At 30.0% G+C, this 13,315-nt stretch carries 16 protein-coding genes; 9 read left to right on the top strand and 7 right to left on the bottom strand.

The genetic code is table 11. The annotated features are described in order from the left end of the window. The first annotated feature begins 108 nt into the window (after positions 1-108). Entirely contained in the window at positions 109-561 is a 453-nt protein-coding gene (locus tag LJ207_RS12550; protein WP_229346689.1) for a DUF4357 domain-containing protein, read from the top strand. Positions 562-690: 129 nt separating this feature from the next. Here LJ207_RS12550 and LJ207_RS11730 read toward each other — a convergent pair whose 3' ends face one another. Continuing rightward, positions 691-1,218 carry a hypothetical protein gene (locus LJ207_RS11730; RefSeq protein WP_229346688.1) on the bottom strand — a complete coding sequence of 176 codons (528 nt, stop codon included), beginning with the start codon at positions 1,216-1,218 and terminating at the stop codon, positions 691-693. 113 nt (positions 1,219-1,331) lie between these two features. Here LJ207_RS11730 and LJ207_RS11725 point away from each other — a divergent pair, with 113 nt between their 5' ends. From LJ207_RS11725 to LJ207_RS11700, 6 genes are all read left to right on the top strand, one after another. Then, positions 1,332-1,520 (top strand): hypothetical protein, encoded by a 189-nt coding sequence (locus tag LJ207_RS11725; protein ID WP_229346687.1) that lies wholly within the window; start codon positions 1,332-1,334, stop codon positions 1,518-1,520. Positions 1,521-1,537: 17 nt separating this feature from the next. After that, positions 1,538-2,791: an McrB family protein gene (locus LJ207_RS11720; RefSeq protein ID WP_229346686.1), complete on the top strand. Its 1,254-nt coding sequence runs from the start codon at positions 1,538-1,540 to the stop codon at positions 2,789-2,791. A gap of 66 nt (positions 2,792-2,857) precedes the next feature. Further along, positions 2,858-3,244, top strand: coding sequence for a VOC family protein (locus LJ207_RS11715; RefSeq protein WP_229346685.1), 387 nt, complete (start codon positions 2,858-2,860; stop codon positions 3,242-3,244). A gap of 62 nt (positions 3,245-3,306) precedes the next feature. Then, positions 3,307-5,766 (top strand): DUF2357 domain-containing protein, encoded by a 2,460-nt coding sequence (locus LJ207_RS11710; RefSeq protein ID WP_229346684.1) that lies wholly within the window; start codon positions 3,307-3,309, stop codon positions 5,764-5,766. Positions 5,767-5,970: 204 nt separating this feature from the next. Next, positions 5,971-6,753, top strand: coding sequence for a polysaccharide deacetylase family protein (locus tag LJ207_RS11705; RefSeq protein WP_229346683.1), 783 nt, complete (start codon positions 5,971-5,973; stop codon positions 6,751-6,753). Between the two features lie 243 nt (positions 6,754-6,996). Beyond that, positions 6,997-7,623 carry a tetratricopeptide repeat protein gene (locus LJ207_RS11700; protein WP_229346682.1) on the top strand — a complete coding sequence of 209 codons (627 nt, stop codon included), beginning with the start codon at positions 6,997-6,999 and terminating at the stop codon, positions 7,621-7,623. 308 nt (positions 7,624-7,931) lie between these two features. Here LJ207_RS11700 and LJ207_RS11695 read toward each other — a convergent pair whose 3' ends face one another. The 3 genes from LJ207_RS11695 to dpaL form a co-directional block, all read right to left on the bottom strand. Continuing rightward, on the bottom strand, positions 7,932-8,327 hold the full coding sequence (locus tag LJ207_RS11695; protein WP_229346681.1) for a type II toxin-antitoxin system death-on-curing family toxin: 396 nt from the start codon (positions 8,325-8,327) through the stop codon (positions 7,932-7,934). After that, positions 8,324-8,548 carry an AbrB/MazE/SpoVT family DNA-binding domain-containing protein gene (locus LJ207_RS11690; protein ID WP_229346680.1) on the bottom strand — a complete coding sequence of 75 codons (225 nt, stop codon included), beginning with the start codon at positions 8,546-8,548 and terminating at the stop codon, positions 8,324-8,326. Before LJ207_RS11690 ends, LJ207_RS11695 begins: the two co-directional genes overlap by 4 nt. Positions 8,549-8,753: 205 nt before the next feature. After that, positions 8,754-9,974, bottom strand: coding sequence for a diaminopropionate ammonia-lyase (gene dpaL, locus LJ207_RS11685; RefSeq protein WP_229346679.1), 1,221 nt, complete (start codon positions 9,972-9,974; stop codon positions 8,754-8,756). 181 nt (positions 9,975-10,155) lie between these two features. Here dpaL and LJ207_RS11680 point away from each other — a divergent pair, with 181 nt between their 5' ends. Further along, entirely contained in the window at positions 10,156-10,926 is a 771-nt protein-coding gene (locus tag LJ207_RS11680; RefSeq protein WP_229346678.1) for a sulfite exporter TauE/SafE family protein, read from the top strand. Positions 10,927-11,050: 124 nt separating this feature from the next. Here LJ207_RS11680 and LJ207_RS11675 read toward each other — a convergent pair whose 3' ends face one another. From LJ207_RS11675 to LJ207_RS11665, 3 genes are all read right to left on the bottom strand, one after another. Beyond that, the gene (locus LJ207_RS11675) at positions 11,051-11,599 is read right to left on the bottom strand and encodes a hypothetical protein (protein WP_229346677.1); all 549 of its coding nucleotides are present in this window, start codon (positions 11,597-11,599) and stop codon (positions 11,051-11,053) included. Between the two features lie 159 nt (positions 11,600-11,758). Further along, on the bottom strand, positions 11,759-12,052 hold the full coding sequence (locus LJ207_RS11670) for a helix-turn-helix domain-containing protein (RefSeq protein WP_229346676.1): 294 nt from the start codon (positions 12,050-12,052) through the stop codon (positions 11,759-11,761). A 53-nt stretch (positions 12,053-12,105) separates the two neighbouring features. Beyond that, positions 12,106-12,495 (bottom strand): type II toxin-antitoxin system RelE/ParE family toxin, encoded by a 390-nt coding sequence (locus LJ207_RS11665; protein WP_229346675.1) that lies wholly within the window; start codon positions 12,493-12,495, stop codon positions 12,106-12,108. A 231-nt stretch (positions 12,496-12,726) separates the two neighbouring features. Between LJ207_RS11665 and LJ207_RS11660 the strand changes: the two genes are divergently transcribed. Next, positions 12,727-13,005 carry a transposase gene (locus LJ207_RS11660; protein ID WP_229346674.1) on the top strand — a complete coding sequence of 93 codons (279 nt, stop codon included), beginning with the start codon at positions 12,727-12,729 and terminating at the stop codon, positions 13,003-13,005. Positions 13,006-13,315: the final 310 nt, after the last annotated feature.

Here is a 13,315-nt window from a genome sequence, read left to right as displayed (position 1 = left end):
TGAACCAGTACTAGCTTAAATAGAAAAAATGAGAAACTAAGAATGAACGAGCTTAACAAACATATTCTCCATATTTAGGGGGTTGGACCGAATAGTTCTATTCCGAAAGTGCCATCTATTTCAGAACCTGATAAAGCTGAGATGGAAGAGTTTATATATAACGTTAAATTATTAGTAAACACTTTAGGATATAAAATTTTTGAAGAAATAAAAGAGAAACAAAATAAAGACGAAAATTATTTTTATATAGATTCTGTTAGAGGGGCAAAGGGTAAAGGACAAATTACTAGTGAGGGCTTTGTAGTACTAAAAGGATCTAAAATGGCTAATAACACTGTTGATTCAGCACAAAATTGGGTAATTAAAAAGAGAGAAGAGTTATTAGAAAAAGAAATTGTGGTTGAAAATAATGAAAATTATATTTTCAAAAAAGACTATTTGTTTTCTAGTCCTTCAACTGCAGCTGCAATAGTTATGGGGAGAAATGCTAATGGTTTAAGAGAATGGAAATTAAATAATGGAATGACTTTAAAAGAATTTGAAAAGCCTGATGAAGAATAAATTGTAATTATAAAAAAGAAAAAACACCTGATAAAATATCAGGTGCCTTCATAATTTTAATTTTGCCCATTTAAGAGCTCTTTGTAATTTTATTTTCTAACTTAATAATACTATCTTAATCGTAAATTGTCAAGCAGTTTTAAACAAAATTGAACTTATTTTTTGGTTAAGAACTGCTGGGTTTTCTTTAATTTCATATATAGCTTTTTGTTCATTAATTCTCTGAATATCAATTGCTCTCATATCACTTAAATGAAGGCGTGAAGTTTTATCATTTTTAAAATCTTTAATTTTAATATCAATCTCCATTTTAGAATTTGGAGGATTGGAGTTTTCTTTTACTGATGTAGTAGGAATAACTAAATATTTTGATCCAAAATCTTTTAATATATAACAGTAATGACCACCATAAATTTCTTTTGGATATCCTCTTCTTAAATTAAAATATGCAATTTGACCTGTTGTTGGCCTATTTGCTGGTTTTATTTTATAAAAAGAAGTTGATGGATCATCTGTTTCGTTAGGAACAATTATATTATAAAAAAAGTGTAGTTCTCTAATCCAATATTTTAATTCTCTAGCAAAACCTTTAATATCATAGTTTTTAATTTTTTTGAGTGTTGCTTTAGCTTCTCTCATGTCATCAGAAAAGCTCATATTTAGTTCACCTCCATTAAATTATGTTAATTATAACATATTTTCTATAAAAAGGAAATAAATTTTATAAAATTTCAAAATATTATACTGAAAAATAAAAAGAGGTAGATACAATGTCATCAATTAAAGATTATTTAGCCAAAATAGTTTCAGAATATAAAGAAGCAAGATTACACGAAGAATTTGCTGAGCATGAACCTGGAGATCTCACGCGTCATCAGTTGCCAGATTATTTAGTAAAAGAACTTTCTTCAAACTTTAAAACAGAAAATTATATAATCAAATTACAGAAAAAGAATTAATAGAAGATTTAATTAAAATGATGAATATTTACCAAAAATATTATGAACAATATTATTTAGAAATAAATGCAGTTGAAATTGAAACAGGAGAAGGAGTTTCTGAAAAGATGGATGACTTAACAATTAAACAAAAGCTCTCTCAAATCAAAAACTACATCAAAGCTCAAGGCTTTACTTATCCTGATAATTTAATAGAGAACTTCTATCTTTCCTTAAAAACAAAGCCTTTTGTACTACTAGCTGGTATCTCAGGTACAGGTAAAACAAAACTAGTGCAATTATTTGCAGAAGCTATTGGCTGTACTTCTGAAAATGAACGATTTAAACTTATCTCAGTTAAACTAGACTGGAATGATAGTGCTGATCTTTTAGGCTACAGTAATATAAGTGGAGACTTTCAGACTGGCCCTATTTTAGAAACTATTAAAAAGGCTTCAAATGATCTAGATAATCCATATTTAGTCTGTTTAGATGAGATGAACTTAGCTAGAGTAGAATATTATTTCAGTGACTTTTTATCTAAAATGGAAACAAGATATTTTGAAGATAATAGGATTAAAACAGATAAAATATTATCGAAAAATGAATTTGATGCTAGAGATAATACTGATGCTTTATCTAAGTATGGAAATCTATATTTACCTGATAATCTATATATAATTGGTACAGTTAATATGGATGAGACTACCCAGCCTTTCAGCAAAAAAGTATTAGATAGAGCAAATACTATAGAATTTAATCAGATTGAATTAACTGCATTTTTAGAAGAAGATTATGATAATTTAAAAGTTGAAAATTTAAAATTAAGCAATGAATTTTTAAAAACTAATTATCTTAAATTAAAAGATTTACTGCCTGAGAAAAAAGAAAAAATTACTGAAATAACTGAAGAATTAAAAGAATTGAACAAAATACTAAAAAAAGCAAACTTGCAGGTAGGCTATAGAATAAGAGATGAGATAAACTTTTATTTAATTGAAGCATTAGATAAAAATTTAATGAATAAAACAACAGCTTTTGACACAGAAATATTGCAGAAAGTATTACCCAGGATTCAGGGCAGTTCCTTAATTATCAAAAAAGTATTAGTTGAATTATTTAAATTCTTTGCCGGTAAAGATTATAGTACGGAAAATGGCCAGTTTGCTGATAAGATGTGGAAATATTATGAGACTAATAAAGATGAAATTAAATATTCTAAATCAGCTGAAAAGATAGTCTATATGCTTCGTCGCTATGAAGAAGATAGCTTTACTTCTTACTGGCTGTAATTAAATTTTGCTAAATAACAAGCTAAACTATTTTTTGTAAAATATATCAATAGGGGAGGAAATTGAATGAAGATAGAGCATATAGCCATCTGGACAAATAATCTAGAAAATCTTAGAGAGTTTTATTGCAAATATTTTGAAGCCAAAAGTAGTGAGAAGTATACCAATCAAAAGAGCGGGTTTGAATCATATTTTTTAGCATTTGAAGAAGGCTGCAGATTAGAAATAATGAGAATGCCAGTAACAGAAGAAAGGGATATTCAAGCTAAAAGCATTGTTGGTTTAGCTCATTTTGCAATTAGTGTAGGAAGCAAAGAAAATGTAATAAAATTGACTGAAAGATTTAAAGAAGATGGGTATAAAGTATTGAGTGAGCCGAGAACAACAGGAGATGGCTATTACGAAGGTGTAATTAGTGATCCAGATGGAAATAGGGTTGAGATTACGGAATAATGCCAGAAGAAACAAAAGAAGAGGGATGGATCTATTATCTCCCTAAATAATAAGGTGGTATTATGGCGACTAAAAAAATAGATTTAATCACAATAGAAAATAATCAATTTTCATTGAACATTAAAGGAAAACCCCTTCATCCTGACCATGAAAAAGAATTCCCCGAGGAGAATAAGGCTCAGGCTAGAATTGCTTATCACAGCAAATTAAATCAAGCCTTTAACTTTAAATATTATGACCCAGAAGAAGATCAACTAAAACTGAGTAATTTAAATTCAATTAAAAGCTACCCCTTGTTTTTTGAATATCAAAATTATGATTTTTACATAGAAGCTTCTCAAGCTATAGAATTTTACCATCCTAATCGTGAAATTAGAGAATCATTGTCTTATCCTAATAATAATGACAATATACTTTATGGGAGCATAAATTTTGGCAGTGATATCGGCTATTCTGAATTTGAGATAAGATCTAATAATACAGCTCTTTTGAGCTTAAAGCTTGAAGTTTTCCCCAGCAAAATAGACTATCAAAAAGACTATCAGCAGCTAATTAGTGAAGTTAATCAAGAAGTATATAATCTTGCCTATGATTTTTTAAGAAAGACCTATCAAAATATGAAAATAGCAGAAGAGAACAATGTTACTGAGGCGGAATTTTTTGTTATTATTAAAAATATTTTTGATGACTTGTTTAAAGCTTTTAGAAGAATAGAAGAATCACCTCATCACAGAATTATCAAAAAGAGAAATGTTAGGCCTGCTGCTCGGGTAAAAAGCATCAACCGCCAGAGCATCAAATGGCTTAACAAAAACAGCCAGCATTACAATAGAAAACTGCAGTTACCTGAAAAAATATTAGCAGTAGAAAAAAAGCTAAGTTATAATAATTTTGAAAATAAATTTTTAAAGTGGGTTTTTACAGAACTCATTAAACGCCTGCACAGTTTTAAAGATAAGTACTTAGACTATAAGCAAAATCCAGATCAGGATTTAGTAAATAAAATAGAGAAAATGATAAGAAAATTAAAATTGACTCTTAAAAGATCATTTTTAGAACAGGTAGGAGAACTTCAAAAAATAGATTCTATTTCTTTAGTTTTGCAGATGGCCCCAGGCTATAAAGAGATCTATAGATATTATTTAATGCTCTTAAAAGGTTTATCTCTCAATGGAGAGATATTTAGATTATCTATTAAAGAACTCTGGCAGCTCTATGAATACTGGACATTCTTAAAGTTAAACAGACTACTGCAAAATAAGTATAAGATGATAAAAAACAATATAATTGAACTTGACTACAGTGGTATCAATGTAACTTTATCTAAAGGAGCTCAGGCTGAAGTAGAATATATTAATCCAATCACAGAAGAAGTATTTACTTTAAGCTATAATACTCAAACAGGAGATGGGATAACTACCAACCAACAACCTGATAATATATTATCCTTAAGCAAAAAAGATTCGAAGTATCATTATAAATTCATCTTTGATGCTAAATATAGACTTAATATGGCTGAAGAAGGAACAAGGTATGGAAATAGATATAAGGGTATCCCTGGACCAGAAGAAGCAGATATCAATACTATGCACCGCTATAGAGATGCAGTGGCTGCAGAGTTAAGTGAAAGCAAATATCAGAGAACAATGGTTGGAGCCTATGTACTTTTCCCCTATCATGATCAGCAGAAATTCAAAAATCATCAATTTTATAAAAGTATTGACAAAATAAATATCGGGGCTTTTCCATTTCTACCAGATAGTACAGAACTTTTAGCAGATTTTTTAGAAAACATAATAGACGAATCAGCTTTCAGCAATTATAACCGCAATCTCTTACCACTTGGAACAGAAGAATTTAGGCCACAAGCTGAATTTAAAATTGATCTATTATTAGGTTCTTTAAGCAGTAAAGCTCAGCTAGATTATCTTTTAAAAGAAAAAATATATTATCTACCCTTTCAACAAACAATTCTTAATCATAATATTGAACATATTGCAATATTCCAGAGCAAATCTAAATTTGGAGATCAAAGTGGGATCAAATATTATGCAGAAGTAAAAAATATCAAAATTGTAAAAAGAAAAGATATTGATTTTCCTTCCAGCAGAAGCACTGGAGATGCTGACTATCTATTATTTGAAGTAGAGAAATGGCAGCAGCTCGGCAAAAAAATTACAACAGAGGGTTATGGTGTTAGCGGCAGCCATATCTATTCTAATTATATGCTGCTCAAAAAGGCTGATACCCTGCCAGAATTGAGTATCCGTTCTTTAAAAGAATGGCGGCTCTGGTTTGAACTAAAAAGAGTTAAAGAAGAAATTAATATTTTAGTAAAGAATAAAAATCTTGATAAAATAAATAGAATTGGAGGTTTTAAAGTAGCAAATGTAGAGATAATAGTAGATAAAGAAGAGTTAATAGCTGCCTCAGATGAGGAGATAATTGATTTTCCATATCAGGAATTTTTGAAAAATCCAAGAAGTATTTTAAATGAGATTATGGAACTTATTTCTGAATAAAAACAATTAATATACACAATGAACCTAGGTCCAATTTTAATTATCTAGGATGTATAATTAATATTGCAAAGATATAATGCCAATCTAAATAAAAAAGGCATTTGCTTGTTTCAGTTGAGCAAAATAATTGGTTATGGTGTTCCGGAATTTGAAAACTTTAAACGTCAAGTATTTTTATATAAAATTATAGACTGGAGGATCAAAATGAATAAAAGATTCATATTTATGTTATCAATAATATTATTATTTGCTTTAATAATAGGAGATAGTGGATTAGCTGCAGAAGAATATCCCCAGTTATATAATTATTTAGAAGGTGCAGAAGAATTCAAAGAAAATGTGGAAAGGCAGGCTGTAGAGTTCGCTGATACTTTTCATTTAAGTGCTAACACGGAGGAAAAAGTGGTAGCTCTTACCTTTGATGATGGGCCCCATTCTATTTACACTGAGAAAATTCTAGATATTTTAGATGAATATAAAATAAAAGCTAGTTTTTTCATGATAGGAAATAGGATTGATAGATATTCTGGACTTGTAGAAAAAGTTTCTAATAAAGGTCATTATGTAGGTAATCATTCTTATAATCACCCTAATTTTAGTGACATGCAAGACGAAATTGTATTTGCTGAAGAAATATATCCTACTTCAGAAATTATAGAAAAAGTTACCGGTAATTATCCTAAGATAATTAGACCACCTTATGGCAGTATCTCAGACTCTCAAATAGAGCATTTAAAAGAAGAAAACTGGCAAATTATTAACTGGTCTGTTGATACTTTTGACTGGAAAAGTGAATTAAATGATCCTCAGCAAATGTATGAAGAAATAATTAAAAATCATCATCCAGGAATGGTTATTTTGATGCATGATTCAAGTGGGGGTAGTGGAAATGGTTTAGATATGCTGCCTCAGTTAATAGAAACTCTTCAGGATAAAGGATATGAGTTCCTAACAGTTAAAGATCTATTATATCTATATAATAATTAAGGACAACAAGATATAGAGCTTTTTTAAATCAGATTAGATGCTCATCTTTCTTATAGTATTGCAGAGGACAATTTATTTTTCTTATCAGGAATTTATAAAAAATCCAGGAAGTATTCCAAATGAGATTATAGAGCTTTTAGAGACTTAAGCTTAAAAAGTTTTTTCACTATGCCACTATGCTGTCACAGTAGGATGATATAATAGTTTTAGAATAATCAAATCTATTATAAGGGATTGAAGATTATGCTTCCAGGTAAAGATAGGATAATCCTATGTCCGAGCTGTCAAAATCAATTTAGGCAGAGTACTTTAGCTTCAGGTAATACTTTGGGTGCTACTTATTGGACTGATGGAAAATGTGAAACTCCAATGCTGCCAGATAGTGTAATTGTTTCTTATTGTGAAGAATGTGATAATTTTTTCTGGGTTGAAGATGCAGAGTTAATTGATAAGGTTGAATTTGATTCAGGTAAATATCCTGATGCAGAACTTTTAAAAGAATTGACTTTAGAACAATATATTGAAGCATTAGAAAAGTTAGAAGTTAAAGATGATGAAGACGCTTTATATTTGTTGAGGCAAATTTGGTGGAACTATAATGATTATTATCGCAATGATGATCAGGAAGAAATTTCAAAAGATATTGAAGAACACATGCCAGCTTTACTAGAAAAGCTGTTGGATGCTCTCAATGATAATAATGATGAGCATCTAATACTTAAGGGAGAATTGTTTAGGGAATTAGGAGAGTTTGAGAAAGCTCTTGAACAATTAAATAAGATAACAGATCCGGAATATGATGAGGTAAAAAAATATATAATAGATTTAGCAGAACAAGGTATTTCTGAATTAAAAGAATTGAAAATATAAAGATAGTGATGCTGATGGATTTAGTTAATAAATAAATTATTTTTAGATTTTAAAAAATCATCTTTCAAGCATAAACCCTTCTCATAATCTAAAAGAGAAGGGTTTGATTTGCTCATAAAATGAGATTCACAGCATGTCTTCTGTCACAAAGCTTGCAATATAACTAATAATAGTTATGGAAAAGCAAGCTTTACGCCAGTTTCTAAGGAATCAAGTATAAGCGAAAATCTCAGGAATGTTATGTGACATTTGCTGATTACTAGATTGCGAAACAAAAAAACTCCTGATAAATGAACTCAGAAGGTTTATCAATCTATTGAATTTGTATTATTTTCAAGCCATATTGTTAATTCCTTTTTTGATAACTTATCAGAAGATACTTGGATCATCATTTTATAGGCTTCTTTCTCAGAAGCTGTAATTTCTAGACCATTTCTTTGTAAAAAAGTATCCATAGCTACAAAAGCTATTCTTTTAGTTCCATCAATAAATGGATGGTTATTACAAAGATGATAACCATAAGCTGCTGCCATTTTTAACAATGAATCGTGTAAATATTCACCCTGGTAAGTTGCTTTAGGCTGTTCAAGCGCTGAATTTAATAAATTTTCATCTCTTATACCAAAACTTCCATCATAAATTTTAACAAGTTGCTTATAAAAAAAAACAATTATATCTTTAGGTATAAATTTGATGTCATTCATTTAGCTAATTCCTTAAGAGTATTTTTATATTTTTGGTTAGTCTTATCAAAAGCTTTAGCCCATTCTTCAAATTCAGGGTTAAAAGGGGTTACTGTAAAACCATCTTTATTTTCAATAATATGAAGTTCTTCACCTTCTTTAAGATTATATTTTTCTTTGAGCTCTTTAGGAATAGTAAAACCGTAGCTATTACCAACTTTTCTTAACTTTATAGTTTTCATAGTTGCCCACCTCTACTATATTATAACATCTGTATTACTTAAAAAGCAAGCAGGTAAAAGAAAAAAGCAGGTTTTACGCCAGTTCCTGACGGAATCAGGCACGAGTGCAAATCCCAGTACCGAACGGTATGCTGTGTGGTGTGAGAGGAAGAGAAATAATTAATTATTTCTCTCCTGCTCGATTTGAGTTATATTTGATTTCAATTTAATCCAGTAAACTGTCTTTTCCATCCCAGACAATTTTTCTATAATTAATTGTGTCTGTGGCTCCTTCAGTGTTGAAGATTAGAACAATTGAATCTTCATCTAATTGAAGTTCATTTTTTAAAGAGCGCAGATTTTCTTTTTCCATCAATAAAGAAAGAAAACCAAGCCCAACAGATCCTGATTCACCAGAAATAATCTGTTTATCATCAGCAATTGGATTGGCCAGAATTCTCATTCCCCTTGAAGAAACATAATCATTACAGCTGACGAACATATGGGCATAATCTCTTAAAATCTCCCAGGCTATAGGATTAGCTTCTCCACAGGCAAGGCCTGCCATATCTGTCTTTAGATCACCTTCGACTTTATGGGTTTTACCATCAGAGTGAGCAGCAGAATTAAATACACATGCTGCTTCATTTGGCTCAATAATTGTGGTGATCGGATAATTATCAAATTGATTTATATAATATCCCAGAATAGAGCCGGCCATAGATCCTACTCCTGCCTGCAGAAACATATGGGTTGGTTCTTCTATACCTTCTAGTTCGAGCTGAAGCTTAATCTCTTCAGCCATTGTGGTGTAGCCCTGCATAATCCAGCTTGGTATTTTTCTATAACCATCCCAGGCAGTATCCTGTACCAGATGCCAGTCATTTTCTTCAGCCTTTTTCATTGCATAAGCAACCGTATCATCATAGTTTAAATTTGTCACGATTGCTTTTCCACCTACTTCTCTAATAGCATCAACTCTTTTTTGAGCAGAACCATCTGGTAGGTAAATTACAGCTTTATGCCCGAGATGATTTGCAGCCCAGGCAATTCCTTTGCCGTGGTTTCCATCAGTTGCTGTTATAAACGTTATTTCTCCCAATTCTTCTTTAACTTCTTTGCATTTGAGCATTTCAAAATTTAAATTTTCAATATCTCGCCCAAGTTTTTCAGCCAGAAATCTTGCAATAGCATAGGTACCACCTAAAACCTTAAAAGAGTTAAGCTTAAATCTATATGATTCATCTTTAACATAGATGTTTTTAATACCAAGGTAATCAGCCAGATTTTTCAAGCTAGTCAGAGGAGTTGCTCTGTATTCTTCAAAAGAAATATGAAATCTTCTAACATGTTTTGCAGCTTCTGCATTGAGGAAATCTGGTTTTGGGCCACCTAAGTTTTTGTTTTTTATTGATTGAATGTCGATTAATTCGTCCTTGCTTTTCACTTTAAAACTCCTTTCATAATTTAGAAAATTTTAATAGCAAATCAAGACAATTATAACATAGATAATATTTAAATCAATGGAGTTGATTATTTAATAAAAAAATGTTAGTATTTAACTGCTTAGCAAATCATATTAACTTATAATATTTATAAATTATAAATAAATAGGAGTTGTTAGCTTAATGTTTGAAATTTTAGTGATAATTTTTGCAGGTTTTGGGGCTGGAATTGTCACCGGTCTAGTCGGTGCTTCAGCTGTTGTAATTGTAACTCCCTTTTTGGTAATTTTTTTAGGTTATGATCCTTATTCGGCTATTGGTATCAGTTTAGCTACTGATGTTGTTGCTTCTTCAGTTTCTGCTTTTACATATAGCAAACACGGCAATATTAATATTAAAGGTGGGCTTTTAATAGCTATTTCTGCTGTTATTGCAGCTATTTTTGGTAGTTGGTTTTCTGCAGGAATGACTCCAACAGCTTTAGGTGGTTTGACTGGGATAATAATTTTATTGACCGGAATTTCATTTAGAAGAAAACCAATCAATCAAAGAGTAGAAGAGTTTAAAAATAAATTTGAACTTAACTTTTTCAGAGAAAGAGAAAAACTATCTTCAGTTTTGTTTGGAACTTTTATTGGATTGATGACCGGAATTTTTGGTGCTGGTGGAGGGATAATGATTTTAATGGTTTTAACCTTTGTTTTAGATTATAAGACTCATATGGCAATTGGGACTTCTGTATTGATTATGACCTTTACAGCTCTTTTTGCTTCTGCAAGTCACTTTATAGTTGAACAGCATATCCCATATTTTGAATTATTGCTAAGCGGTTTCTTTGCTTTTGCTGGTGCAGTAACAGCTGCTACTTTTGCTAATGGTGCTTCGGAGAAAAAACTATCAAAAGCAATAGGTACTGCCTTTATTTTCCTTGGTTTGATAGTGATTTTAAATTAAAATTTAGCAAAGTTATTTGATATTAGTCCACCTTTATGATCTGATATAAAAGTGGACTAATAAAGTTATATATATTGTAAAGAACAGTAAATCTAAAATCTTTATCTTACCTCAAATAAAGTTTTTAATATGGTGGATCCTCTCTGTATTCTTTTGGAATATCTGAATTAAATACATGAATTGTTATTTCTTGAGGGTCTTTAGGGTTTTGATAAATTTGTTCAAATTGACTAGCTCTCATAGTATTAGCAATACAGTTTTCTGTATCTCTACTTGGAAAATTTGTTTTTGTACCTATAGCTGGTAATCTTGTTTCTGATATTAAAGTCATAGAAGCAATATTTGGGTTAAAATATGTCAACATATCAATAAAAGGATTAAAATCAGGATTTCCATTTTCATCAATCGTTATTTCATGGATTAACCCTAAAGAATTTCCCTCATAATAAGTTTGACCATTTTCTGGTGATGAATGAACTTCTCGTTCCATAATGTAGGGGAGACCATCAAATATATAATATTTGTTATTATGTTTTATATAGTTAATTAAATGTCCACCTCTTCTATCACCCAAGATGAAACTATTGCTATACCAAAGTGTACCGACTTCATCATAATTATCTTCAAGTAAATAGGTGTAAATGTCAAATAAGATTTTATACTTTTCGCTCATTAAGATTTTACACCTAAGATTTTCCAAAAATGGTTTCTCTGTGGGTTAATCTGTAGCTTTCGCCATCTAAGTTGATGATTTCGCACTTGTGAATTATGCAGCATTGAATCAAAGCTTTTAAAAAAGAAAAAATCCCACCTATTACAGTGAGATTAGAAATCAAACTAAATCAATCTTTACTTTCCTATTCAATGCTTTTGCAATTTTATTAACTGTCTCAATTCTTGGTTCGCTTTCACCATTTTCTATTCTAGATATAACTGACTGCTTCATTCCCGCTCTAGCAGCCAATTCCTCCTGTGTCAAACCTTCATCTAACCTTAATAACAATATCTTTTTCCTTAGTTCATAAACAGGATCAAATTCCTCAACTGTATCTTTTAAATCATTTCTATTTTTAATTAATTCTTTAAAAGAATCATCCTTATTTCTAATTCCATATTTTTTTTCCATTTTATTTTAAACCTCCTGTATAATTAATATTGTTGAATATATATCAAAATTATTTACCCTTCTAATTCAGCTATAATTTTTTTCTTTCTTCTGTCCGCTAAGCTAATTGCACCTGGCGGAATTCTCTTAGTTTTTTTAACTATTCCATTAACTAATATATAAACTTCGTGATCGTCAGTAAAATATTTAAAGAAAAACACTCTATATATATTAGACCTGTATTTTGCTCTCAAATACCATAAATTATCATAACCAACGACCCCTGCACACATTTCTGTAAGAATTAATCTTTTAAAACCCAGATCATCTAATAGATTAATTATCCTAATTACCTTTTCCGCTTCCTTCTGTTCTAATCCTCCAATAAATTCATTAATAACATCACAACCATCTTCTATTAAAAATTTCACCCGATTTAATTCTTTATCAAAAATGACAATCACCACCAATCGTCAATATAAAATATCAAATTTATTAACTTCAATTTATTTTATTGTATATTAATTATAACTTATTAGTCATTAATTATCAAACAATTTATGATTAATTAACATATTTATGTTTATTGTATACTAAAATTACCGGTAATTGCAAAGTAGTATTCGAGACTGACCCCATTTTTATGAACAAATATTATTGCAAGTAATAAACTTGCTATGAAGGGGGGGAATTCAGTGGGAAAAGCAAAAGGCAGTAAAAATTATAGCAATGACATTAGAGAAAAAGCAATTAAAGAAGTTCTGGATGAAAGCTTAAAAGTAAGTGTTGTAGCTGACAAGTATAATTTAGATCCTTCAACATTATACCGATGGTTACAACGATATAATAAAGAAGGAGAAAAAGCTTTTAAACTCAGAACAGCTGGCCGCAAAAAGAAAAAGGGTAACACTGATTACAAGGAGGCTTATGAAGCTGTTATGAGATTCCTGGCCTTCCTGGAGCAGAAGAATTAGAATCTATAACATTTAATAAATCTGATATATACAAATTTATTTATAGTTTTAAAAGATATAAATAAACTAATTATTCTAACTCTGCTTGACTGAATATTTGAAATCAACATATATAAATACATAATTTCCGGAATTAAACGGAAGTAATTGTTAATTTTATTTATAATTAACTTGTGATAATATGTAATCAAGCTAGAAAAAAATAATCATTAGGCCAATGATTAAAAAAATTAACTAAATTGCAATAATAAATTGAACTAATTTCAAACTGTAATAATTTTACTTGTATAAAATTAGTTTTAGTTGATCT

The sequence above is a fragment of the Halanaerobium polyolivorans genome, assembly GCF_020711195.1.
Classification (GTDB): Bacteria; Bacillota; Halanaerobiia; order Halanaerobiales; family Halanaerobiaceae; genus Halanaerobium; species Halanaerobium polyolivorans.
This window is presented reverse-complemented; position numbering and strand designations above follow the sequence as displayed.

Coding starts and splice junctions, on each gene's coding strand:
- LJ207_RS11725 (WP_229346687.1), top strand. CDS start 1,332: ATGTCATCAATTAAAGATTATTTAGCCAAAATAGTTTCAGAATATAAA.
- LJ207_RS11680 (WP_229346678.1), top strand. CDS start 10,156: ATGTTTGAAATTTTAGTGATAATTTTTGCAGGTTTTGGGGCTGGAATT.
- LJ207_RS11700 (WP_229346682.1), top strand. CDS start 6,997: ATGCTTCCAGGTAAAGATAGGATAATCCTATGTCCGAGCTGTCAAAAT.
- LJ207_RS11720 (WP_229346686.1), top strand. CDS start 1,538: ATGATGAATATTTACCAAAAATATTATGAACAATATTATTTAGAAATA.
- LJ207_RS11670 (WP_229346676.1), bottom strand. CDS start 12,052: ATGGAAAAAAAATATGGAATTAGAAATAAGGATGATTCTTTTAAAGAA.
- LJ207_RS11715 (WP_229346685.1), top strand. CDS start 2,858: ATGAAGATAGAGCATATAGCCATCTGGACAAATAATCTAGAAAATCTT.
- LJ207_RS11705 (WP_229346683.1), top strand. CDS start 5,971: ATGAATAAAAGATTCATATTTATGTTATCAATAATATTATTATTTGCT.
- LJ207_RS11710 (WP_229346684.1), top strand. CDS start 3,307: ATGGCGACTAAAAAAATAGATTTAATCACAATAGAAAATAATCAATTT.
- LJ207_RS11695 (WP_229346681.1), bottom strand. CDS start 8,327: ATGAATGACATCAAATTTATACCTAAAGATATAATTGTTTTTTTTTAT.
- LJ207_RS11690 (WP_229346680.1), bottom strand. CDS start 8,548: ATGAAAACTATAAAGTTAAGAAAAGTTGGTAATAGCTACGGTTTTACT.
- LJ207_RS11730 (WP_229346688.1), bottom strand. CDS start 1,218: ATGAGCTTTTCTGATGACATGAGAGAAGCTAAAGCAACACTCAAAAAA.
- LJ207_RS11675 (WP_229346677.1), bottom strand. CDS start 11,599: ATGAGCGAAAAGTATAAAATCTTATTTGACATTTACACCTATTTACTT.